The 20,852-nt window shown below is 72.1% G+C and carries 18 protein-coding genes; 15 read left to right on the top strand and 3 right to left on the bottom strand.

The window, feature by feature from the left end:
• The first annotated feature begins 182 nt into the window (after positions 1 to 182).
• The 9 genes from ACGFNH_RS17640 (at position 183) to ACGFNH_RS17600 (ending at position 12,091) form a co-directional block, all read left to right on the top strand.
• A complete protein-coding gene (locus ACGFNH_RS17640; RefSeq protein WP_393654623.1) occupies positions 183 to 710 on the top strand; it encodes a hypothetical protein in 528 nt (175 codons plus the stop codon).
• Positions 711 to 806: 96 nt separating this feature from the next.
• On the top strand, positions 807 to 1,748 hold the full coding sequence (locus ACGFNH_RS17635) for a TatD family hydrolase (protein WP_393654621.1): 942 nt from the start codon (positions 807 to 809) through the stop codon (positions 1,746 to 1,748).
• Between the two features lie 138 nt (positions 1,749 to 1,886).
• Positions 1,887 to 3,371 carry a ubiquitin-like domain-containing protein gene (locus ACGFNH_RS17630; protein ID WP_393654619.1) on the top strand — a complete coding sequence of 495 codons (1,485 nt, stop codon included), beginning with the start codon at positions 1,887 to 1,889 and terminating at the stop codon, positions 3,369 to 3,371.
• Complete coding sequence (rsmA, locus tag ACGFNH_RS17625) at positions 3,368 to 4,249, top strand: 16S rRNA (adenine(1518)-N(6)/adenine(1519)-N(6))-dimethyltransferase RsmA (protein ID WP_393654617.1); 882 nt, start codon at positions 3,368 to 3,370, stop codon at positions 4,247 to 4,249. Before ACGFNH_RS17630 ends, rsmA begins: the two co-directional genes overlap by 4 nt.
• Positions 4,246 to 5,262 (top strand): 4-(cytidine 5'-diphospho)-2-C-methyl-D-erythritol kinase, encoded by a 1,017-nt coding sequence (locus ACGFNH_RS17620; RefSeq protein ID WP_393654615.1) that lies wholly within the window; start codon positions 4,246 to 4,248, stop codon positions 5,260 to 5,262. Before rsmA ends, ACGFNH_RS17620 begins: the two co-directional genes overlap by 4 nt.
• A gap of 256 nt (positions 5,263 to 5,518) precedes the next feature.
• Positions 5,519 to 6,943 carry an acyltransferase family protein gene (locus ACGFNH_RS17615; protein WP_393654613.1) on the top strand — a complete coding sequence of 475 codons (1,425 nt, stop codon included), beginning with the start codon at positions 5,519 to 5,521 and terminating at the stop codon, positions 6,941 to 6,943.
• A gap of 135 nt (positions 6,944 to 7,078) precedes the next feature.
• Complete coding sequence (locus ACGFNH_RS17610) at positions 7,079 to 8,890, top strand: ABC-F family ATP-binding cassette domain-containing protein (protein WP_393654611.1); 1,812 nt, start codon at positions 7,079 to 7,081, stop codon at positions 8,888 to 8,890.
• A 312-nt stretch (positions 8,891 to 9,202) separates the two neighbouring features.
• Positions 9,203 to 11,077: a PQQ-binding-like beta-propeller repeat protein gene (locus ACGFNH_RS17605; RefSeq protein WP_393654609.1), complete on the top strand. Its 1,875-nt coding sequence runs from the start codon at positions 9,203 to 9,205 to the stop codon at positions 11,075 to 11,077.
• Between the two features lie 249 nt (positions 11,078 to 11,326).
• Positions 11,327 to 12,091 carry a LuxR C-terminal-related transcriptional regulator gene (locus ACGFNH_RS17600; protein ID WP_393654607.1) on the top strand — a complete coding sequence of 255 codons (765 nt, stop codon included), beginning with the start codon at positions 11,327 to 11,329 and terminating at the stop codon, positions 12,089 to 12,091.
• Positions 12,092 to 12,115: 24 nt separating this feature from the next.
• Here ACGFNH_RS17600 and ACGFNH_RS17595 read toward each other — a convergent pair whose 3' ends face one another.
• Both ACGFNH_RS17595 and ACGFNH_RS17590 read right to left on the bottom strand, forming a co-directional pair.
• A complete protein-coding gene (locus tag ACGFNH_RS17595; protein WP_393654606.1) occupies positions 12,116 to 12,499 on the bottom strand; it encodes a hypothetical protein in 384 nt (127 codons plus the stop codon).
• Positions 12,500 to 12,530: 31 nt separating this feature from the next.
• Positions 12,531 to 14,204: a sodium:solute symporter family protein gene (locus ACGFNH_RS17590; RefSeq protein WP_393654604.1), complete on the bottom strand. Its 1,674-nt coding sequence runs from the start codon at positions 14,202 to 14,204 to the stop codon at positions 12,531 to 12,533.
• A gap of 190 nt (positions 14,205 to 14,394) precedes the next feature.
• On the opposite strand from ACGFNH_RS17590, the gene ACGFNH_RS17585 reads away from it, so the two are divergent.
• From ACGFNH_RS17585 to ACGFNH_RS17570, 4 genes are all read left to right on the top strand, one after another.
• The gene (locus ACGFNH_RS17585; protein ID WP_393654602.1) at positions 14,395 to 15,489 is read left to right on the top strand and encodes a galactose-1-phosphate uridylyltransferase; all 1,095 of its coding nucleotides are present in this window, start codon (positions 14,395 to 14,397) and stop codon (positions 15,487 to 15,489) included.
• The gene (galE, locus tag ACGFNH_RS17580) at positions 15,486 to 16,472 is read left to right on the top strand and encodes a UDP-glucose 4-epimerase GalE (RefSeq protein ID WP_393654600.1); all 987 of its coding nucleotides are present in this window, start codon (positions 15,486 to 15,488) and stop codon (positions 16,470 to 16,472) included. The genes ACGFNH_RS17585 and galE overlap by 4 nt, the downstream gene beginning before the upstream one ends.
• Positions 16,473 to 16,516: 44 nt before the next feature.
• A complete protein-coding gene (gene galK / locus ACGFNH_RS17575) occupies positions 16,517 to 17,683 on the top strand; it encodes a galactokinase (protein WP_393655386.1) in 1,167 nt (388 codons plus the stop codon).
• Positions 17,684 to 18,195: 512 nt separating this feature from the next.
• The gene (locus ACGFNH_RS17570) at positions 18,196 to 18,981 is read left to right on the top strand and encodes a LuxR C-terminal-related transcriptional regulator (RefSeq protein ID WP_393654598.1); all 786 of its coding nucleotides are present in this window, start codon (positions 18,196 to 18,198) and stop codon (positions 18,979 to 18,981) included.
• Here the strand turns inward: ACGFNH_RS17570 and ACGFNH_RS17565 are convergent.
• Positions 18,940 to 19,437: a MarR family winged helix-turn-helix transcriptional regulator gene (locus tag ACGFNH_RS17565; RefSeq protein ID WP_393654596.1), complete on the bottom strand. Its 498-nt coding sequence runs from the start codon at positions 19,435 to 19,437 to the stop codon at positions 18,940 to 18,942. The two genes, ACGFNH_RS17570 and ACGFNH_RS17565, sit on opposite strands and share 42 nt — an antisense overlap.
• Positions 19,438 to 19,567: 130 nt before the next feature.
• Between ACGFNH_RS17565 and ACGFNH_RS17560 the strand changes: the two genes are divergently transcribed.
• Positions 19,568 to 20,440, top strand: a complete 873-nt coding sequence (locus ACGFNH_RS17560; protein ID WP_393654594.1) for a methyltransferase domain-containing protein — start codon at positions 19,568 to 19,570, stop codon at positions 20,438 to 20,440.
• Positions 20,441 to 20,848, top strand: coding sequence for a glyoxalase (locus ACGFNH_RS17555; RefSeq protein ID WP_393654592.1), 408 nt, complete (start codon positions 20,441 to 20,443; stop codon positions 20,846 to 20,848).
• The last annotated feature ends 4 nt before the right edge of the window (positions 20,849 to 20,852 follow it).

The raw sequence follows: 20,852 nt of genomic DNA, 5'->3' as shown, positions 1-20,852 counted from the left end.
GGTAAAGGGATAATCTGAAAAGGCAAAGCTCAGGCCCCTGCAGAAGGGTTTCTCCACAACCAACTCCCCAAATCTGCGCCAACAGGTGGCTGGGGCTGCTGCGTTCCCGCCGATATGGGCGTCCACTGGAACCGGGACGTTCCGGTCCCGGAGGGCTTGTCCGATGGACAAGAGGAGCTGGCATGAGTGATATCGCGGACACCCCGAAGGGTGTCTTCCCGACAGCCCGCAGCACATCCGCCGAGCCGCACACCCGCGAGGCGTACTCCTTCGCCTGTATGCGGTGCGGCCACGGCTGGGAGCAGGCGTACGAGATCCATCACCATGTGGACGCCCAGGGGCGCGCCCACGTCACCTACCACGCGAACGGCCACCGCGTGCCGTCCCCGCTGACCCGCCCCACCTGCCAGAACTGCGACGGCCACGTGGTGCGCATCATGCGGTCCGGCCAGATCCCGCTGGCCGCGGCGGGACTGGCGGAGCAGGGGATCGCCGGGCCGCTGCTCGGCTCGGCTGCGCCCGCGGCCCCCGCACCGATGGAACCGCCGGTCACGACGCGTACCGGGGAGACGGCCGGTGGGGAAGGGACCGGACAGGAAGGGGCCGAACGGGAAGGGACGGTCGCCTCAGGAGGCGGGGGCGAGGCCCAGGCCGCCCATCGGCGCCATCTCTCCGATCTGTTCCACCGCTTCCATCGCAAGGCGTCGTGACCCCGGCGCCCGCAGTGCGCGAGCACCCCGGGCTCACGGCCGTGAGCCCGGCGGGCGGCACCGGGACGCACCGGCGGCCCGCATAGGATCGCCGCCATGGCGGCAACGGCACCGAAGAACGGCAGCGGCACGGGCGAGACCCAGGGCAAGGACGGCAGGGACGGCAAGGACCGCGAGGCCGCCTCGGCCCCGCCGCTGCCCGAGCCCCTGCGGGTCCCGGTGGCCGACTCCCACACCCATCTCGACATGCAGGACACCACGGTCGAGAAGGCCGTCGCCAAGGCCGCGTCCGTCGGCGTCGCGACCCTCATCCAGGTCGGCTGCGATGTCGCCGGGTCCCGCTGGGCGGCGGAGACGGCCGCCGCGTACGAGACGGTGCACGCCACCGTGGCGCTGCACCCCAACGAAGCGCCCCGCATCGTCCTCGGCGACCCCGACGGATGGTCCCGCCAGGGCACGCGGAAGCCCGGCGGGCAGGAGGCGCTCGATGCCGCACTCGCCGAGATCGACGCCCTCGCCGCGCTGCCCCAGGTGAAGGGCGTCGGCGAGACCGGGCTGGACCGGTTCCGGACCGGGCCCGACGGCATCGCCGCACAGGAGCTGTCCTTCCGCCGTCACATCGACATCGCCAAGCGGCACGGCAAGGCCCTCGTCATCCACGACCGGGAGGCGCACGCGGATGTGCTCCGCGTGCTGGAGGAGGAAGGCGCCCCCGGGACCGTCGTCTTCCACTGCTACTCCGGCGACGCCGAGATGGCCAAGATCTGCGCCGAGCGCGGCTATCTGATGTCCTTCGCCGGCAACGTCACCTTCAAGAACGCGCAGCCGCTGCGCGACGCGCTCGCCGTCGCCCCTCTCGACCTGATTCTCGTCGAGACGGACGCGCCCTTCCTCACGCCCGCGCCCTACCGCGGACGGCCCAACGCCCCGTATCTGATCCCGTACACGCTGCGTGCCATGGCCGAGGTGAAGGGCGTCGGCGAGGACGCCCTCGCGGAGGCGGTCGCGGCGAATACGGCACGCGCGTTCGGCTACTGACCGCCGCGGCTGCGGCAGGCGAAACCCGGGGTCCGCCGCGCCCGTTGCGTCACCGTGTGCAGTCACTCCGTTTGGGAGAGTGACGGTCCCTTCGATACAGTCCCGGGCCGATCACCGGAATCGGGGGGAGGGAGCGTCGTGAGCAGATCTCAGGGCAGCCATCGCGCCGTCCGCGGCGCCCGCCGGAGCCGCGCGGAGGACGCGCGCGGATTCAGCGGATTCAACCGCCCGTACGAGCCGGGGGAGGCGCCGGGACACGGCCGCCTGTACGAGCCCGGGGACACGCAGGGGTTCAACCGCCCGTACGAGCCCGGCCGGGTGCCGCGTCAGTACCCGCTCGCCGCCCCGCCCCCCGTACCGCCGGGCGGCCCCCGGACCGCAGCCACCGTGCGCCCGGCCGCCGCTCCCGCACCCCCAGTTCCCGCACCCCCGGTCGCCGCTCCCCCGCCGCCCGCCGCGGCTCCCGCACCCCCCGGCGGCGGCCGGGCCGCCGTCCGCCGCGCCGCCCAGCACCGGCGGGCCGCCGAACGCCCCGACGCCCTGCGCCGTCTCGTCCCGCAGGCGCTCGTCGTGGCCTTCCTCGCGGGCGGGACCTCGGCCTTCGTCGCCCACGACAAGTCGGTGCGCCTGACCGTGGACGGCACTGACCGGACCCTCCACACCTTCGCCGACGACGTCCAGGAACTGCTGGAGGACGAGGGCGTGGAGGTCGGCCGGCACGACCTGGTCTCGCCCGCTCCCGAGGAGGCGCTCGCCGACGGCGATGAGGTCGTCGTCCGCTACGGACGCCCCGTCACCCTCACCCTCGACGGCACCGACCGCCGCGTCTGGACCACCGCGGGCACCGTCGAGAGCGCCCTGCACCAGCTCGGCGTACGCGCCGAGGGCGCCGACCTCTCCGCCTCCCGCAGCTCCTCGATCTCCCGCCGCGGCCTCGACCTGAACGTGTGGACCGAGCGCACGGTGACCGTCCTCGCCGACGGACGCGTGCACGCGATGCGCACGAACGCGGCCACCGTCCGGGAGGTCGTCGAGCAGGCGGGCATCGTGCTGCGCGGCCAGGACACCACGTCCGTCGCACAGGACAGCTTCCCCTACGACGGCCAGACGGTCTCGGTCCTGCGGATCACCGGCACGGAGGAGGTGCGGGAGGAGCCGGTCCGCTTCCGCACGGTCAGCTACCTCGACGCGTCCCTCACCCAGGGCACCGAGGTCGTCGTCCAGCAGGGGCTGCAGGGCGCACGGCGCGTCACCTACGCCCTGCGCACCGTCAACGGCGTCCGGCAGAAGCCGCGCAAGCTCCGCTCCGAGGTGGTGCGGCGGCCGCGCACCCAGGTCGTCCACGTCGGGACCAAGCCGCTGCCGCGCTCGGTCAGCGGCGCGGACGGCCTGAACTGGTCGGCGATGGCGCACTGCGAGTCGGGCGGCCGGACGAACGCGGTGGACGCCTCGGGCACGTACGGCGGGCTCTACCAGTTCGACACCCCCACCTGGCAGCGGCTCGGCGGCCGCGGCCGCCCCCAGGACGCACCGGCCGGCGAGCAGACCTACCGGGCCAAGAAGCTGTACGTGCAAAGGGGGGCGAGTCCGTGGCCGCACTGCGGCCGTAAGCTTCACCAGTGAGCACCAGCCCCCTCCACGACGAGCACGGGCCCCTGCTGGGCCCCACCGAGATCCGCGAACTGGCCGCCGCCCTCGGCGTTCGCCCGACCAAGCAGCGCGGCCAGAACTTCGTCATCGACGCCAACACCGTCCGGCGGATCGTGCGGACCGCGGATGTGCGTCCGGACGACGTGGTCGTCGAGGTCGGGCCGGGACTCGGCTCGCTGACCCTCGCCCTCCTGGAGGCCGCGGACCGGGTGACGGCCGTCGAGATCGACGACGTGCTCGCCGGCGCGCTGCCCGCCACCGTCGCGGCCCGGCTGCCGGAGCGCGCCGACCGCTTCGCCCTGGTGCACGCCGACGCGCTGCACATCACCGAGCTCCCGGAGCCCGCGCCGACCGCGCTCGTCGCCAACCTGCCCTACAACGTGGCCGTCCCCGTCCTGCTGCACATGCTGGCGACGTTCCCGGCCATCGAGCGGACCCTCGTCATGGTCCAGGCGGAGGTGGCCGACCGGCTCGCGGCGCCGCCCGGTTCGAAGGTGTACGGCGTGCCGTCGGTCAAGGCCGCCTGGTACGCGGAGGTGAAGCGCGCCGGGGCCATCGGGCGCAACGTCTTCTGGCCGGCGCCCAACGTCGACTCCGGCCTCGTCTCCCTCGTGCGGCGCGCGGAGCCGCTGAAGACCAGCGCCTCGCGCAACGAGGTGTTCGCCGTCGTCGACGCCGCCTTCGCCCAGCGGCGCAAGACGCTGCGCGCTGCGCTCGCCGGCTGGGCGGGCTCCGCTGCGAAGGCCGAGGCCGCGCTGGTGGCCGCCGGGGTCTCGCCGCAGGCGCGCGGGGAGTCGCTCACCGTCGAGGAGTTCGCCCGTATCGCGGAGAAGAAGGGAGCCGCGCTGTGACGCGGTCCGTGACCGTCAGCGTCCCCGCCAAGGTCAACGTGCAGCTCGCCGTGGGCGGGGTGCGGCCCGACGGCTTCCACGACCTGGCCAACGTCTTCCTGGCCGTGGGACTCCACGACCGCGTCACCGTCACCCCGTCCGACACCTTGCGGATCACCGTCGAGGGTCCGGACGCGGACCAGGTCCCGGCCGACCGTACGAACCTCGCCGCGCGCGCCGCGGAACTCCTGGGCGCCCGCTACGGGATCGCGCCCGAGGTACACCTCCACATCGCCAAGGAGATCCCCGTCGCGGGCGGTATGGCGGGCGGCAGCGCGGACGGCGCAGGCGCGCTGGTGGCCTGCGACGCGCTGTGGGGGACAGGCGCCTCGCGCGAGGAACTCCTGTCCCTCTGCGCCGAGTTGGGCAGCGACGTGCCGTTCAGCCTGATCGGCGGTGCGGCCCTGGGGCGCGGGCGCGGGGAACTCCTCACGCCCCTGGAGGTGGGCGGGACCTTCCACTGGGTCTTCGCGGTGGCGGACGGCGGACTCTCGACCCCCGCGGTGTACCGCGAGTGCGACCGGCTGCGGGAGGCGGCGTACGCGGAGAGGGCGGGCGCGGGAGCCACGGGCGGCGCGAGCGTCGAGCACGTACCGGACCCGGAGCCGTCCCCGGCGCTGCTGGACGCCCTCGCCGAGGGCGACGTCGTGGCGCTGGCGTCCGCGGTGATGGCCGGGGGCACGCCCCCTGGCTTCGCCGGGGGGACCCCCGCCAGGACCGTGTCCGGAGGAGGATCGAGCAACGACCTCCAGGCGGCGGCGGTTTCGCTGCGCCCCTCTCTCACGGAGACGCTGGAGGCGGGCGCGAAGGCGGGTGCCCTTGCGTCGATCGTCTCGGGCTCGGGCCCGACGTGCGCCTTCCTGGCCCGTGACGCCGCGGCGGCGACGGCACTGTCGGGCGCGCTCCGCGCCTCGGGCACCTGCCGCACGGCCATCCCGGCCACGAGCCCGGCCCCCGGGGCGACGGTGGTGTGACCGGGCCGGGGCGTCCTCCGAGGACGGGCCGGAGCCGCAGGGGAAGGCGCGGCGCCAAGTGACGTAAGGGCGGGACCCGTTGGGCCGCGCGGCCAGGGGGACCCGCGGCCCGGACCGTACACACCGCCCGAGCGACGCCCTCCGCGCGCGGGACGGGGCACCACCCCGGACTGGGTACGCGTACCTACGCCCGCCGGGACGGAAATGAGTACCGGCGCCGTGACCTCGCCGCGCCTGCCCACGGCAGGTTGTCCGCATGAAGACCAGCGCCAGCGAACTCGCCGCCGCGACCCCCGCGCACCGCGACCGGTACATCGACCTTCTGCGGGCCGCCTCCCTCGGCACCGTCGTGCTCGGGCACTGGCTGATGGCCGCCGTCACCGCGGAGGGGGACGGTCGCGCGCAGGTGGGCAATCTGCTCGCCGTCGAGCCGCGGCTCCAGCCGGTCACCTGGCTGCTCCAGGTGATGCCGGTGTTCTTCTTCGTCGGAGGCTTCTCGCACGCGCTGTCGTACCGCTCCCTGCGCAAGCGCGCCGGAGCCGGAGCCGGAGCCGGGGACGGAGGCGCGGAGGTGCGGACCGGGCTCTACCCCGCCTTCCTCCGCGCCCGTCTGCAACGGCTGCTGCGCCCCACCATGGTCTTCATCGCCGTCTGGGCGGCCGGTGCGCTCGCCGTACAACTCCTCGGCGGCGACGGCCCGCTGACCGATGTCGCCGCGCGGCTCGTCGCCCAGCCGCTGTGGTTCATCGGGATCTACCTCGCCATGGTGGCGTTCACCCCGCCGCTGCTGCGCCTGCACGAGCGGTACGGCTGGGGCGCGTTCGGTGCGCTCGCCGGGGCGGCCGCGGCCGTGGACGTCCTGCGGTTCGGCTTCGGCGTGCCGTACGTGGAGTTCCTCAACTTCGCGTTCGTCTGGCTCGCCGTCCACCAGCTCGGCTTCCTCCGCGCCGACGGCCGGCTCTCCGCGGCGGGGCTGCGCGTGCCCGCCTCCCTGGCGCTGTGCGGTCTCGCGGGTGCTGCCGCGCTGGTGGCCTTCGGCCCGTATCCGCTCAGCATGGTGGGCATGCCGGGGGAGAAGGTCAGCAACATGGCGCCGCCCACGCTCGCCCTGCTGTTCCACGGCCTGTGGCTGACCGGAGCGGTCGAGCTGCTGCGCGCCCCCGCGGCACGCCTGCTCGCGCGGCCGCGTGTGTGGCGTGGCGTGGTCGTGGCGAACGGCGTGGCGATGACCGCGTTCCTCTGGCACCTCACCGCGATGCTGGGCGTCTACGGGCTGCTGTTGGCGCTCGATGTGCCCCTCCCGGCACCCGCGACACCCGCCTGGTGGGCCCAGGCCCCGGTCCGTATGGCCGCCGCTGCCGCGCTGACCGCGCTGCTGGTCGCCGCCTTCCGCCGCTTCGAACGCCCGGCCGCCGCACGGCCGCGGGCCGGAGCCGGTGCGAGCGGCGCTCGCCCCACCGGCGCGGTGGCCCGCCGTGCGTCGAGCCCGGCCGCCGCTGCCGGCGTCACGCTGTGCCTGCTCGGTGTCCTCGGTCTGTCGATGGTCGGCTTCGGCGGGCTGCTGGACGGGCGTACGGCGCTGCTGATCGCCGTGCACATCACGGCTCCCGCCGCCGTCGCGATGGCCGTGTTCGGCTGGCTCCTCGTGGAGACCGCGGGCCGCCGGACCTTGCGCCCCTGACACCGGTCTCGACCCCGCCCCCACCGGCCCGGGAGCGTTCGGCGCCCGGCCGCGGCAGGAGGCGCCCGCTGCGGCGACTACCCTGGAAGGTCGATCATCCGCAGCGCCGTCAGCCGGCGCAGAAGCAGGAGTGAAATGGCCGTCAATCTGGTCAATGTCGAGGCCGTCGTGAAGGTGTACGGCACGCGGGCCCTCCTCGACGGCGTCTCGCTCGGCGTCAGCGAGGGCGACCGGATCGGCGTCGTCGGTCGCAACGGCGACGGCAAGACGACCCTCATCCGCGTCCTGGCCAAGCTGGAGACCGCCGACACCGGCCGGGTCACGCACTCCGGCGGACTGCGGCTGGGCGTGCTCACCCAGTACGACTCGCTCGACCCCGCCGCCACGATCCGCCACGAGGTGATCGGCGACCTCGCCGATCACGAATGGGCGGGAGACGCACGGATCCGGGACATCCTGACCGGGCTCTTCGGCGGCCTCGACCTGCCCGGCTTCCCCGAAGGCCTGGACACGGTCATCGGCCCGCTGTCCGGCGGCGAGCGCCGCCGTATCGCGCTGGCACAGCTGCTGATCGCCGAGCAGGACCTGATCGTTCTCGACGAGCCCACCAACCACCTGGACGTCGAGGGCATCGCCTGGCTGGCCGCCCATCTGCGGGCGCGCCGCTCGGCCCTGGTGGTCGTCACCCACGACCGCTGGTTCCTCGACCAGGTCTGCACCCGCATGTGGGACGTGCAGCGCGGCGCCGTCCACGAGTACGAGGGCGGCTACTCCGACTACGTCTTCGCGCGCGCCGAACGGGAGCGCATCGCCGCCACCGAGGAGGCCAAGCGGCAGAACCTGGTGCGCAAGGAGCTGGCCTGGCTGCGGCGCGGTGCCCCGGCCCGTACGAGCAAGCCGCGGTTCCGTGTCGAGGCGGCCAACGAGCTGATCGCGGACGTGCCGCCGCCGCGGGACAGCGCGGAGCTGATGCGCTTCGCGGGCAGCCGGCTCGGCAAGACGGTCTTCGAACTGGAGGACGTGACGGTCCAGGCCGGGCCCAAGGTGCTGCTGCGGCATCTGACATGGCAGCTCGGACCCGGCGACCGCATCGGGCTCGTCGGCGTGAACGGCGCGGGCAAGACCTCGCTGCTGCGGGCGATGGCGGACGCGGCCCGCACGGAGGGCGACGCGCAGCCGGTGGCCGGCCGGGTCGCCGTGGGCAGGACCGTCAAGCTGGCCTACCTCTCGCAGGAGGTGGCCGAACTGCCGCCGGCGCTCCGGGTGCTGGAGGCGGTGGAGCAGGTGCGGCAGCGGGTCGACCTCGGCAAGGGCCGGGAGATGACCGCCTCCCAGCTCTGCGAGAAGTTCGGCTTCACCAAGGAGAAGCAGTGGACGCCGGTCGGCGACCTGTCCGGCGGTGAGCGTCGGCGGCTGCAGATCCTGCGCCTGCTGATGGACGAGCCCAACGTCCTCTTCCTCGACGAGCCGACGAACGATCTGGACATCGAGACCCTCACCCAGCTCGAGGACCTCCTCGACGGATGGGCCGGTTCGCTGGTGGTCATCAGCCACGACCGGTACTTCGTCGAGCGCACCACGGACCGGGTGTTCGCGCTGCTCGGCGACGCCCGGCTGCGGATGCTGCCGCGCGGCGTGGACGAGTACCTGGAGCGCCGCCACCGCATGGAGGAGGAGGCCGCGGCCAGGGTCCTGGCGGAGGCGGCCCCCGAGCAGCAGAAGCAGCAGAAGTCGGCGGCCGACCAGCGCGCCGCGCAGAAGGAACTCCAGCGCATCGAGCGCCGGCTGGACCGTATCGGCGGCCAGGAGACCACTCTGCACGACCGGATGGCCGAGAACGCCACCGACTTCGAGCGGGTGGCGAAGCTGGACGCGGAGCTGCGGGAGCTGGCGACGGAGCGGGAGGATCTGGAGATGCGCTGGCTGGAGCTGGCCGACGAGGCCTGAGCCGGCGCACGGGTCCGCGGACCGCAATTCCCTTCTCCTTTACGGACGTTGGTGAGCGCGCGGTCCGGGGCGTGCCGCAGTGGCTGTTCGGGTGTGCAACGGAGGCGTCACGGACCGGTCTCGACTGGCCGCCGGTGCCGATACTGGCCCCTCCGGCCGACAGTGGCGGGTGGTAGAAAGAACTCCCGCTCGAGTGTCGTTGTCTTGCGGGGAGCATGCCCGATTCGCTCCATTCCGGCGGGACTTGACACCTTCCGGGAGTGCGGGGGAGGCCGGTCGGGACATGCGCCCCTGCACGAATGAGGACTGCTGATGTCACAGCCGCCCCAGCCGCCGAACCAGCCCCCGCAGGGCGAGTTCGGCGCCCCTCAGGACCCTGCCTACGGGTACCCGCAGCAGCCGCCGCAGCCGCCGCAGGGGCAGCCCTCGTACGGCTATCCGCAGAACCCGCCGCCTCCCGGCCAGGCGCCGCAGGCGCCACCGCCCCCCGGGCAGCCGCCGCAGACCCCTCCGGCCGCGGCGGGCCAGCCGCCGCAGGCCGCGCCCGCGCCCGGCCAGCCGCCGCAGGCCCCCGCCTCGCCGTACGGCTACCCCGGTGCGCAGCAGCCGGGCCAGCAGCCGCAGTTCGGGCAGCCGCCCTACGGTCAGCAGGCATACGGCCAGCAGGCGTACGGTCCGGGTCCGTACGCGCCGCCGCAGTACGGCATGTACCCGCCCCAGGCTCCGTACCCCGGCGCCACCCCGCCCGGAGGCGGGTCCAAGCAGCGTGTGGTCCTGATCGTGGGCGCGGCCGTCGCGGCCCTGCTGCTGATCGTCGGCGGCGTCTGGTTCGCCACGAGCGGTGACGGCGACGGCAAGAAGGACGAGGCCAAGAACTCCTCGGGCGGCAGCGGCACGAGCGGCGGCAGCACAGGCGGTGACAGCGGCGGTTCGGACGGCGGTACCACGACCACGACTGTCGAGGCCGAGCTCATCACGAAGATCCCGCGGCCCAAGGTGGACGAGCAGGTGACCGCCGAGGGCCTGTGGGTGACCGACACCGTCTTCGCCAAGAGCGGCGTCGACGAGATCGTCGGCTATGACGTGTCCGGCGGCGAGAAGAAGTGGGAGATCCCGCTCGACGGCTCGGTCTGCTGGGCCTCGCGCCACACGACCGAGGACGGCAGCACGGCGGTCCTCTTCCAGGGAGCAAAGACCACCAAGGACAAGCTCCACCAGGGCTGCACCGAGGTCGCGGCGATCAACGTCAACACCGGCAAGAAGCTCTGGCAGAAGAGCATCTCCGAGAGCGGCCGGAAGCTCCGCTTCGACGAGGTGACCATTGGCGGCGGCACCGTCGCCGCGGGCGGCATCAGCGGCGGCGCCGCATGGAAGCTCGACGGCGGCGAGCGGCTGTGGAAGCCGGGGACCGACAAAGAGTGCCGGGACGACGGTTACGCCGGCGGTGAGAAGCTGGTGGCCGTCAAGCGCTGCGGCGAGTACTCCAAGCCGGAGCTCGAGGTCCAGACCCTCAACCCGTCCAGCGGTTCCCCGAAGTCGGTCTACAAGGTGCCCAGTGGCATCGAGTACGTGCACATCGCCTCGACCGACCCGCTCGTGATCGCCGTCGACGCCAGCGACGACACCGGAAGCGGTGTCTCGGACTTCTTCGCCATCGACGACGGAGAGAAGACGGGCAAGCTGCGCGGCAAGATCGCCACGCAGCAGGGTCAGTACACCCCTGAGTGCGGTTCGACCGATGTCGAGGACTGCAAGCTGGTCACCGTCACCCAGGACACCCTCTACATGCCCACCAAGGAGCACCAGGCCCAGGCCGATTACGGGCGGACGAACGAGATCGTCGCCTTCGACCTCGACGGCGGCAAGACCAAGGGCAAGGCGGACGCGGGGGAGGGGCGCGTGATGGTGCCGCTGCGCATGGAGGGCGGCGACATCATCGCGTACAAGTACCCGACCTACGACAAGGGCGGGGAGGTCGTCAGCATCGACGGCAAGACGCTCAAGCAGAGCGTGCTGCTGAAGAACGACGACTCCACGGCGCGTACGGAGAGTGTCTTCCGCCCCGAGTTCAACATGGACGTGGTCTACAAGGACAGCCGGCTCTACATGGGCCAGCACTACATCACCAACCGCAAGCCGCTGGTGGGCGAGAAGGAGTACCTGGCGATCGTCTTCGGCGAGGACTAGGCCGGCCCGGACGCGGTGGTGCGCAGCAGCCGCACCTCGCGCCCGCGCGCACCCCGTTCCGCCGCACCCGCACCCGCAGAGGCCCGGCACGCATCCCGCGTGCCGGGCCTCGCGTCCGAACTGGGCACGCATGGCAGGGAATTTCCGCCTGTGTCGAGCCTCCTCGCCGGTATCGGGCACACGACGCGGAGCGAGCGTGTAGCTTCCGGTGGACACGAGGCCCGGGGCGTCGGGGGATTGGGGAAGCCGATGGGCGTACGGCTCATGGTCGTCGACGACCACCGTCTTCTGGCCGAGGCGCTGGCCTCCGCGCTCAAGCTGCGCGGACACCGCGTCCTGGCCGCGACGGCGCCGTGCTCCGGAGCGGCCGAACTCGTCGTCAGCCGGGCGCCCGAGGTGTGCCTGCTGGGCACGGCGGCGCCCGCGCAGCCCGGGGCGTTCGACCCCGTGGTGCGCATCAAGCGCGAGCGCCCGCAGGTCGCCGTCGTGGTGCTCGGGCCGGTGCCCAACCCGCGCGGGATCGCCGCGGCCTTCGCCGCCGGGGCGTCGGGGTATGTGCGCCACGACGAGCGCATCGAGGGTGTCGAACGGGCCATGATGAAGGCCAGGGCCGGCGACGCGGCCGTCGCCCCCCAGCTGCTGCAGGGCGCGTTCGCCGAACTGCTCAACCCCGCCGCCCAGCCGGACGACGAGGCCGCCCGGCTGCTCCAGATGCTGACCCCGCGGGAGGCCGAAGTGCTCGTCCGTGTCGCGGAGGGCGAGGACACCCGGCTCATCGCGGCCGGGATGAGCATCGCGCCGAGCACGGCGCGTACGCATGTGCAGCGCGTACTGATGAAGCTGGGCGTCGGGTCGCGGCTGGAGGCGGCGGCGCTGGCGGCCCGTACGGGACTGCTGGACCGGGCGCACACCGCGCACACGGCGCGCCCGCTCGCGGTCCCCGGGGTGCCGGGGGCCCGTAGCGGGGGCGAGGCGGGCGAGTTGGGCGGCGGAGGACCGTACGGCGTCGGGTGACCGTACGGTCCTCCGCCGGGCGCGTCAGCCCTGCGGCTGCTGTCCGCCGGTCCCGGAACTCCCCGCGCCGGAACCGCCTTCCCCCTGACCGCCCGGCTCGGACCCGCCGGGTGTGGGCAGGTCGGGGTTCGGTGGCGCCTGCACCGGGGGCACGGGCCGCAGTCTCAGCCATACGAGGAAGAGCAGGCCGAGCGCGAGCATGGCCAGCCCGGTCCAGAGATTGATGTTGATGCCCTCCGCCTTGTCGATGTCGGCGTCGGAGGCGGTGATCCCGGCGATGGTGATGATGATCCCGTAGACCACGAACAGCCCGCCGATGATGCGCCGGACGTCGAAGAGCCGGGCCGCCGTCGCCGACTTCTCCTCGAGTTCCTGGACTTCTCGCTGATACGTGTACTCGTCGCTCATGCTGCTCTCCGGTCGGGTCGGGGGCGGGCGGTCACAGGGAGAACGGGATGTAGCACAGGGCCGCCAGGATGATCGCGCCCCAGCCGAGCAGCGCCGGCTTGCGGTACCACGCCTCGTCGCCGAGGGCGGGCGGCTCGGCCATGCCGGGCGAGGTGGTGCCGTACACCAGACCCGCCAGCGACTCCATGGGCTTGGGCTTGGTGAAGAGCGAGACCCCGACCATCACCACGCCGCCCACGACGAACGCCACGATCGCGGAGACGAAGTTGGCGCCCTGGTCGCTGGGGATGGAGATGACGGCCTCCTTGTAGAACCAGAAGTAATTGATCATCGCCGCGACGGTGCCGGTCAGCAGGCCCCAGAACCCGGCCGCGGACGTGGCCCGCTTCCAGAACATCCCGATGATGAAGACGCAGAACAGCGGGACGTTGAAGAAGGAGAACAGCGTCTGCAGATAGTTCATGATGTTGCTGAACGTCGAGGCGATGAAGGCGGTCCCCATGCCGCCGACCACCCCGACCGCCGTCACGATGCGGCCCACCAGCAGATAGTGCGTGTCCTCGCGGCCCCTTCTGATGTACCGGGACCATATGTCGTTGGTGAACACCGCGTTGAAGGCCGAGACGTTCGCCGCCATGCCCGCCATGAACGCCGCCAGCAGACCGGTGATGGCGATGCCCAGCACGCCGTTCGGCAGCAGGTCGCGCATGAGCACCGGCACCGCGTCGTTGTACTCCAGGCCGCTGCCCTCCTGCCCGATGCTCGGCTCCATCACCAGCGCGATCAGGCCGGGGACGACGACGATCAGCGGGATGAAGATCTTGGGGAAGGCGGCGATGAGCGGGGTGCGCTGGGCGGCCGAGAGGTTCTTGGCGGACAGGGCGCGCTGCACCTCGGTGAAGTTGGTCGTCCAGTAGCCGAAGCTGAGGCAGAAGCCGAGACCGAGCACGATGGTCAGCCAGTTGGCGCCGAGCGGGTTGTCCGAGCCGATGCCCGTACCGGCCCATGCGGAGACGAAGTTGTCGCCGTGCCCGCCGACGAGCGAGTCCTTGAGACCGCCGAAGCCGCCGACGCGCGCGAGACCGACGACGGTGAGCGGGATGAGCGCGGCGAGGATGACGAAGAACTGCAGGACCTCGTTGTAGATCGCCGAGGAGAGACCGCCGAGGGTGATGTAGACGAGGACGAAGAGCCCGGAGACGACGATGGCCACCCACTGCGGCCAGCCGAGCAGGGCCTCGATCACGATCGCCATCGCGTAGAGGTTGACGCCCGCGACGAGGACTGACGCCACGGAGAAGATGATCGAGCTGAGCAGGTGCGAGGGCGGCCCGTAGCGGTGCAGCAGGAACTCGGGGACGGACCGGACCTTGGAGCCGTAGTAGAAGGGCATCATCACCAGGCCGAGGAAGACCATGGCGGGGATGGCCCCCACCCAGTACCAGTGCACGGTGTAGACGCCGTACTGCGCGCCGTTCGCCGCCATGCCCAGGATCTCCAAAGCGCCGAGGTTGGCGGCGATGAAGGCCAGTCCGGTGATCCAGGCGGGGAGCGACCGTCCGGAGAGGAAGAAGTCGAGGCTGGTCTTGACGCTGCGCCGGGCGGCGAGCCCGACGCCGAGCACGACGGCGAAGTAGAGGATCAGGATCGCGTAGTCGAGTGCGTTGGTGGGGAGTCGGAGTCGTTCTGCTGCCAGGTCGTGCATGGATCACTCTCTCCGGGTCCGGGGGCGCATTCCGCAGTAGGCGCCGCAATACCGATGTAAACGCCCCCGAACTTGTTCCTTTTATGGGTAGTTGTCCAAGGGGCCGCACGCTATTGACGGCTCTGTTGAGTTGTGGTTTGTTGTGTTCGTTTCTGTTTGCCGGATGATGGTAGTGGCGAGGAGCGCCGGCGTGAAGAAGACATCGACCCGTCTCGCGGACGGGCGCGAACTGCTCTACTACGACCTCTCCGACGACGCCGTACGGGACGCGCGGGACGAGCGCCCGCTCCCTCCTGTGCGCACCGCATCAGAGATCCGTCGCGACGACCTGCTGGGCGAATCCGTGATCGTCGCCTCGCACCGCCAGGACCGCACGTACCACCCCCCGACCGACGCCTGTCCGCTCTGCCCCTCCCGCGGTGGCCGGCGCACCGAGATCCCCGCCGACGACTACGACGTGGTGGTCTTCGAGAACCGCTTCCCCTCGCTGACCGGTGACGCCGGGCGCTGCGAAGTGGTCTGCTTCACCTCCGACCACGACGCCTCGTTCGCCGATCTGACCGAGGAGCAGGCCGGACTCGTGCTCCACGCGCTGACCGACCGCACCGCCGAACTGGCCCATCTCCCGGGCGTGGAGCAGGTGTTCTGCTTCGAGAACCGCGGCCAGGAGATCGGCGTCACCCTCGGCCACCCGCACGGCCAGATCTACGCCTATCCCTTCGTCACCCCGCGCACCGAGCGGATGCTCCGCATGACCGCTGAGCACACGGCGCGCACAGGTGGGGGCAATCTCTTCGACGACGTCCTGGCCGAGGAGCGCGCCGACGGACGGCGCGTCGTGCTGGCCGGTGAGCACTGGACCGCCTTCGTGCCGTACGCCGCCCGCTGGCCGTACGAGGTGCACCTCTACCCGAACCGCCGCGTCCCGGACCTGCTCGCGCTCGACGACGCGGCGCGCACAGAGTTTCCACAGCTCTATCTGGAACTGTTGAGGCGCTTCGACCGGATCTTCGACGAGCCCGGTTGCGGGACCGAAGGTGCGAGGGGCGGAGGGAAGGACAACGCGGGGGAGTCGCCCACGCCGTACATCTCCGGCTGGCACCAGGCGCCGCTGAGCGCGGAGAACCGCGGCGACTTCGCGCTCCACCTCGAGCTTTTCACCATTCGCCGCACTTACGGCAAGCTGAAGTTTCTCGCGGGTTCCGAATCCGGCATGAATGTGTTCATCAACGATGTGCCGCCGGAGACCGCGGCCCAGCGACTGCGAGAGGTAGCGAGCGAGTGAGCAACGAGCAGAAGAAGTACCTGGTCACCGGCGGGGCGGGCTACGTCGGCAGCATTGTCGCCGCGCATCTGCTGGAGGCCGGGCACACCGTGACGGTGCTCGACGACCTCTCCACGGGCCACCGCGAAGGGGTCCCGGCCGGCGCCGACTTCATCGAGGGTCGCATCCAGGACGCGGCCAAGTGGCTGGACCGCTCCTACGACGGCGTCCTGCACTTCGCCGCCTTCTCGCAGGTCGGCGAGTCCGTGGCGAACCCCGAGAAGTACTGGCGGAACAACGTCGGCGGTACCACCGAGCTGCTGGCCGCCATGCGCGCCGCGGAGGTGCGCACCCTGGTGTTCTCCTCCACCGCCGCCACCTACGGCGAGCCGGACGAGGTCCCCATCACCGAGGACGCCGTCACCGCGCCCACCAACCCGTACGGGGCCTCCAAGCTCGCCGTCGACCACATGATCGGCGGCGAGTGCGCGGCGCACGGCCTGGCCGCCGTCTCCCTGCGCTACTTCAACGTCGCCGGGGCGTACGCCGCCGGTGACGGCACCACGTACGGCGAGCGGCACGACCCCGAGTCCCACCTCATCCCGCTCGTCCTCCAGGTCGCCCAGGGCCGGCGCGAGGCGATCTCCGTCTTCGGCGACGACTACCCGACCCCCGACGGGACCTGCATCCGCGACTACATCCACGTGGCCGACCTCGCCGAGGCCCACCTCCTCGCCCTGGGCGCGGCCCGGTCCGGCGAGCACTTGATCTGCAACCTCGGCAACGGCAACGGCTTCTCCGTCCGCGAGGTCATCGAGACCGTCCGCACGGTCACCGGACACCCGGTCCCCGAGGTCGCGGCACCCCGCCGCGGCGGCGACCCGGCCGTGCTCGTCGCCTCCGCGGAACGGGCCCGTACGAGCCTGGGCTGGCGTCCGAGCCGTGCCGACCTCGCCGGCATCGTCGCCGACGCCTGGGCCTTCGCGCAGGGCCGGGACGCGTAGGCGTGACGGGCGCGGGCGGGACGGACCGGAGCGGGACGGACCGGGTGGCGGGGGGCGCGGACGGGGCCGCGGAGGTCGCCGAGGCGTTCCGGGAGCTGTACGGCTCGCCGCCCGACGGCGTGTGGGCGGCCCCCGGCCGGGTCAACCTGATCGGCGAACACACCGACTACAACGACGGTTTCGTGCTGCCGCTCGCCCTGCCGCACACCACGCTCGCCGCAGTCGCCCGCCGCTCCGACGGTGTGCTCCGACTGCACTCGGCGGACGTGGTGGGCGGCGTCGTCGAACTGCGCCCCGACGCGCTGGAGCCGGGCGGAGGCGGGGGGTGGTCCGCGTACCCGGCCGGTGCGGTACGGGCGTTGCTGGACGCGGGGCACGCGGTGACCGGTGCGGATATCCACATCGCGTCCACCGTCCCGACCGGTGCCGGTCTCTCGTCCTCAGCGGCGCTGGAGGTCGTCACGGCGCTGGCCTGCAACGACCTGTTCGGGCTCGACGTACCGCGGTGGCAGCTGGCCCGGCTGTGCCGGCGCGCGGAGAACCTCTACGTCGGAGTCCCCTGCGGGATCATGGACCAGACCGCTTCGGCCTGCTGCACCGAGAGCCATGTGCTGCACCTGGACACCCGCCATCTCGCCCAGCGCCAGGTCCCGTTCGACCTCGCCGGCGAGGGCCTGCGCCTTCTGGTCGTCGACACCCGCGTCCAGCACGAACTCGGTGAGGGTGCCTATGCACGCCGGCGGGCGACGTGCGAAGAGGGCGCGCGTGCGCTCGGTGTGCCCGCTCTGCGCGACATCGCGCCGGACGGGTTGGAGAAGGCACTGGCCGCCCTGGACGAACCGGTTGTCCGTCGCCGCGTCCGGCACGTGGTGACCGAGAACGCGCGCGTGGAGCAGGTGCTCGGGCTGCTGGACCGCGGGGAGACCCGCGCCATCGGTCCGGTGCTGACCGCCGGACACGCCTCTCTGCGCGACGACTTCGAGGTCTCCGGCCCCGAACTCGACCTGGTGGTCGCCTCGGCGAACGCGGCCGGCGCACTCGGATCCCGGATGACGGGCGGCGGCTTCGGCGGCTCCGCGATCGTGCTGACGGAGGAGGCCGGGGCGGACATGGTGGCCATGGCGGTGAGGGATGCCTTCGCCGCGGCGGGCCACCGCGCCCCGAGGGTCTTCACCGCGGTGCCCTCCGCGGGCGCCCGCCGCCTGGCCTGAGAGATCCGGGGCTTGAGCGTTACGGGGCTTGAGCGTTACGGAGCTTGAGCGGTGCGGGACTTGAGCGGTTCGGGACGTGAATGCGCCGGAGCCCGAGTGCGCCGGAGTCCGAGCGTTCCGACGGCCCCGGGCTCGCGCCGAGGGAGCCGACGGCCTGGGAGGACCGGCATGCGAGAGGGGCGACGGCCCGCAGAATCAGGGGCCCTGAGAGACCGTCAAGCGGTCAACTGCTGGCGTTCTTTGTCGACTTGTGTCCTCTAATGACGCATGTAGTACCGCCTGAACGACCTGGGCAAACACTTTTCCCAATCCGCTTCCCCCGCCGGGGTGCCGCCGTACGCTGATGCACAGCATCGGTGGGGGCCGGTGTTGATTCAGGGGGCGAGACAGTCGGGTACGGCGCCCGGGGTGGTTGGTGATCACAGCGCGGCGGCGGCCGTGCACGGTTGTGTCCCTTCCCGTCCAGGCGTCGTACCCCAACTGCCCATTCCCCGACACTTGGGGGGTCGTTAGTGACACGTATCCGGGTCCTGGTGGTGGATGACCACCGCATCTTCGCCGAATCACTGGCAGCCGCGCTCGCGGCCGAGCCGGATGTGGACGTGGCGGCCGCCGGGAGCGCGCCCGCGGCAATGCGCTCCCTGGAGCGGGCGGTCTCCGAGGGGCGCCGCTTCGACGTCCTGCTGGCCGATGCCGACCTCGGCGGACACGATGCCGGAGTCGCGGCCCGCGGGGGTTCCGCCACTGCCGCGCTCTCCGGGCAGCCGGCTGTGAACGGTGCTGGGGACGGCATCTCCCTGGTGACCAGGGCCCGTTCGGTCCAGCCCGGTGTGCGGACGGTCGTGCTCGCCGAGCGCGACGACCCGCGCCGCGCGGCGGCAGCCCTGCAGGCGGGGGCCTCCGGCTGGGTCGCCAAGGACTGCTCGCTGTCCCGGCTGCTGGTGGTGGTCCGCGGGGTCCTGCGCGATGAAACGCATCTGCCGCCCGCGCTGCTCACCGGCGTCCTGCGGGAGTTGACGTCAGCACGCAAGCACCGCACCGAGAGCGAGCAGCTGGTGGAGTCGCTGACCCCGCGTGAGCGCGAGGTGCTGTGCTGCATGGTGGCCGGTCTCGGCCGCAAGGCCGTCGCCGAACGGCTCTACCTCTCCCCGCACACCGTCCGCACCCATATGCAGAACGTGCTGGGCAAGCTGGGCGTGCACTCCACGCTCGCCGCGGTCGCGCTGGCCCGAAGAGCGGGCGTGGGTCCGGCGGACCTAGCCGGGGACGTTGTCGAAAGGGGCGGTCAGCTGGCGTAGCAATCCTGCGAGTTCGGCCCGCTGGCCGCGCGACAGCTCGGCGAGAATCGCCCGCTCCTGCTCGAGCAGACCCGCCAGGGCCTGATCGGCCCGGTCGCGGCCCTCGGTGGTGAGCCGGACCAGTACGCCGCGGCGGTCACTGGGATCGGGCAGCCGCTCGACGAGGCGCTTCTTGGCGAGCCGGTCGATGCGGTTGGTCATCGTCCCGGAGGTGACCAGCGTCTGGGTCAGCAACTGTCCCGGCGAGAGCTGGTACGGGTCCCCGGCCCGGCGCAGGGAGGTCAGGACGTCGAACTCCCAGGACTCCAGCCCGTGCTCGGTGAAGGCCAGCCGCCGTGCCCGGTCGAGATGCCGCGCGAGCCGGCTGACGCGGCTGAGCACCTCGAGCGGCTCCACGTCGAGGTCAGGGCGCTCTCGGCGCCACGCAGCGACCAGCCGATCGACCTCGTCCTCCATGGCGATCAGTGTAGTAGGTCTGTCGACGTGAAGTCTCTTGACGTCAAGAGACGTTCCCGTCAACGTAGGGGGGATCGTCGGCTCGAGGAAGCAATTCCGCTTCCCGCTGTACCAGCAAGGGGAACCATCAATGCCCGCTCCCACGTGGGACCCGCAGCAGTATCTCCGCCATTCCGGACACCGCACCCGCCCCTTCCTCGACCTCCTCGCCCGGATACCCGGGCTCACCACCGGGGACGCGCAGGCAGGCGGCGACACCGGGGCCGCCCGCGGCAGTGAACCCGGGGGCAGGGGGCGCCCGGCCCGTATCGCCGACCTCGGCTGCGGCCCCGGCAATGTCACCGCGCTCCTCGCCGACCGCTGGCCCGACGCGCGCATCACCGGATTCGACAACTCGCCCGAGATGCTCGCCGAGGCCGAGGCGCTCGCAGGGACCACCCCGGGAGGCGGCCGCCTCGACTTCGGCTACGCCGACGCCGCCGGATGGGTGCCCGACGAGACGTACGACCTGATCGTCTCCAACGCCGCGCTCCAGTGGGTGCCCCGCCATGCCGAGTCCTTCGCGACCTGGATCGACGCGCTCGCGCCCGGCGGGATCTTCGCCTTCCAGGTTCCGGGCAACTTCATCTCCCCCAGCCACGCCCTGCTCGGCGAGCTCTGCGACACCCCGCAGTGGCGCGAACGGCTCGGCAGCCAGGGGCGCCGCTTCGTCCACATCCTCGAACCGTGGGAGTACCTCACGCGGCTCACCGACCTCGGCTGTGAGACCGACGCCTGGGAGACCACGTACATACAGCTTCTGCAGGGCGAGGACCCCGTCCTCGACTGGGTCAAGGGCACCGCGCTGCGGCCCGTCCTGACCGCTCTCGCCGGGGACGAGCCGGCCATCGAAGAGTTCCTCGGCCAGTACCGCGACCTGCTGCGGAAGGCGTACCCGCCCGGCCCGCACGGCACGGTCTTCCCGTTCCGGCGCATCTTCGCCGTTGCGAGGAAGGTGATCTAGATGCTCAGCGCCATCGACCATATGCGGCCAGCCGCCCCTGCCGGGAGCGAAAAGCTCTTAAGGCCGTACTGCACCGGCGCACTCGGCATGGCCGAGATCGCGAAGCCGCCGTTGCTCGCCGCGCGCGGTGGCTGCTGGTTCGCCTCCGGAGCCGTACAACTCCATGTCGGCATCGAGGACGATTTCCGCCCGGCGCGCAAGGCCCACCCGGGGATCCGGGTCACCGGGATCGATGCCTTCGCCGCCCGCATCGCGGACGCCGGAGCCGCGGTCATCCGGGACGAGAACCTGCCCGGTCACCGCCGCTTCTTCTCCGAGGACCCGGTGGGCAACCGCCTGGAGTTCCTGGAGCCGGTGGCCGAACCGGGGACGGAGCCGGAACCGGCCCGTCAGGACGCCGCCGCATAGGCGG

This window comes from Streptomyces sp. NPDC048639, from assembly GCF_043199075.1.
In the GTDB taxonomy this organism is placed as follows: domain Bacteria; phylum Actinomycetota; class Actinomycetes; order Streptomycetales; family Streptomycetaceae; genus Streptomyces.
This window is presented reverse-complemented; position numbering and strand designations above follow the sequence as displayed.

Bases quoted from the DNA above. Each gene is read 5' to 3' on its own strand.
- ACGFNH_RS17640 (WP_393654623.1), top strand. From the start codon at position 183: ATGAGTGATATCGCGGACACCCCGAAGGGTGTCTTCCCGACAGCCCGC.
- ACGFNH_RS17635 (WP_393654621.1), top strand. From the start codon at position 807: ATGGCGGCAACGGCACCGAAGAACGGCAGCGGCACGGGCGAGACCCAG.
- ACGFNH_RS17615 (WP_393654613.1), top strand. From the start codon at position 5,519: ATGAAGACCAGCGCCAGCGAACTCGCCGCCGCGACCCCCGCGCACCGC.
- ACGFNH_RS17610 (WP_393654611.1), top strand. From the start codon at position 7,079: ATGGCCGTCAATCTGGTCAATGTCGAGGCCGTCGTGAAGGTGTACGGC.
- ACGFNH_RS17605 (WP_393654609.1), top strand. From the start codon at position 9,203: ATGTCACAGCCGCCCCAGCCGCCGAACCAGCCCCCGCAGGGCGAGTTC.
- ACGFNH_RS17600 (WP_393654607.1), top strand. From the start codon at position 11,327: ATGGGCGTACGGCTCATGGTCGTCGACGACCACCGTCTTCTGGCCGAG.
- ACGFNH_RS17595 (WP_393654606.1), bottom strand. From the start codon at position 12,499: ATGAGCGACGAGTACACGTATCAGCGAGAAGTCCAGGAACTCGAGGAG.
- ACGFNH_RS17590 (WP_393654604.1), bottom strand. From the start codon at position 14,204: ATGCACGACCTGGCAGCAGAACGACTCCGACTCCCCACCAACGCACTC.
- ACGFNH_RS17565 (WP_393654596.1), bottom strand. From the start codon at position 19,437: ATGGAGGACGAGGTCGATCGGCTGGTCGCTGCGTGGCGCCGAGAGCGC.
- ACGFNH_RS17560 (WP_393654594.1), top strand. From the start codon at position 19,568: ATGCCCGCTCCCACGTGGGACCCGCAGCAGTATCTCCGCCATTCCGGA.
- ACGFNH_RS17555 (WP_393654592.1), top strand. From the start codon at position 20,441: ATGCTCAGCGCCATCGACCATATGCGGCCAGCCGCCCCTGCCGGGAGC.